We start from the raw sequence: 1,114 nt of genomic DNA on the forward strand, positions 1-1,114 counted from the left end.
AGGACGCGAGCTGCGGTTGCGGTTGCTGCTGGGAAGCCATTGGAGGTTATGGAGGTTAACCTTGAGGGGCCTCGTGCGGGGGAGGTTTTGGTCGAGATCAAGGCGACGGGTTTGTGCCATACGGATGAATTCACGCGGTCGGGCGATGATCCGGAGGGGATTTTCCCGGCGATCCTGGGCCATGAGGGCGCGGGCGTCGTGATCGAGATCGGCGAGGGGGTCACAAGCCTGGAGGTGGGCGACCATGTGATCCCGCTCTACACGCCGGAGTGCCGCGAATGCGAATACTGTCTGAACCCGAAAACCAACCTCTGCCAGAAAGTGCGCGCGACACAAGGTCAGGGGCTTTTGCCCGATGGTTCGACGCGGTTTTCGATGTTGGATGGCACGCCCATTCACCACTACATGGGCTGTTCGACCTTCGCCAATCACACGGTGGTGCCGGAGATCGCGCTGGCGAAAGTCCGCAGGGACGCGCCCTTTGACAAGATCTGCTACATCGGCTGCGGCGTGACCACGGGCATCGGGGCGGTGATCAACACCGCAAAGGTCGAGATTGGCAGCCGCGCGGTGGTCTTTGGCCTCGGGGGGATCGGGCTCAACGTGATCCAGGGGCTGAAACTGGCGGGGGCCGATCAGATCGTGGGTGTCGATCTGAACGACGACAAGGAGGAGATGGGAAAACGCTTCGGAATGACCGATTTTGTCAATCCATCGAAGGTTGATGGCGATATGGTCGCCCATTTGGTTGAATTAACACAAGGTGGTGCCGACTATACCTTTGACGCCACGGGCAATGTGAACGTGATGCGCACGGCTCTGGAGGCCGCGCACAAGGGCTGGGGCGAGAGTATCATCATCGGCGTGGCGCCTGCGGGCGCGGAGATTTCGACGCGCCCCTTCCAGCTGGTGACAGGCCGGGTCTGGCGCGGCACGGCCTTTGGCGGCGCCAAGGGGCGCACCGACGTGCCCAAGATCGTGGACTGGTACATGGACGGCAAGATCGAGATCGACCCGATGATCACCCACAAGCTGAGCCTGGATGAGATCAACCACGGGTTCGACCTCATGCACCAAGGCAAATCCATCAGAGCCGTCGTCGAGTTCTAGGGGG

The 1,114-nt window shown here is 61.2% G+C and carries 1 protein-coding gene; it reads left to right on the top strand.

Going from position 1 to position 1,114, the window contains the following annotated elements:
• Positions 1–1,110 (top strand): S-(hydroxymethyl)glutathione dehydrogenase/class III alcohol dehydrogenase (locus Q0802_RS24665; protein WP_298922660.1); only part of this gene is annotated, 1,110 nt, incomplete at its 5' end.
• Positions 1,111–1,114: the final 4 nt, after the last annotated feature.

This window comes from uncultured Roseobacter sp. (genome assembly GCF_947495275.1).
GTDB lineage: Bacteria > Pseudomonadota > Alphaproteobacteria > Rhodobacterales > Rhodobacteraceae > Roseobacter.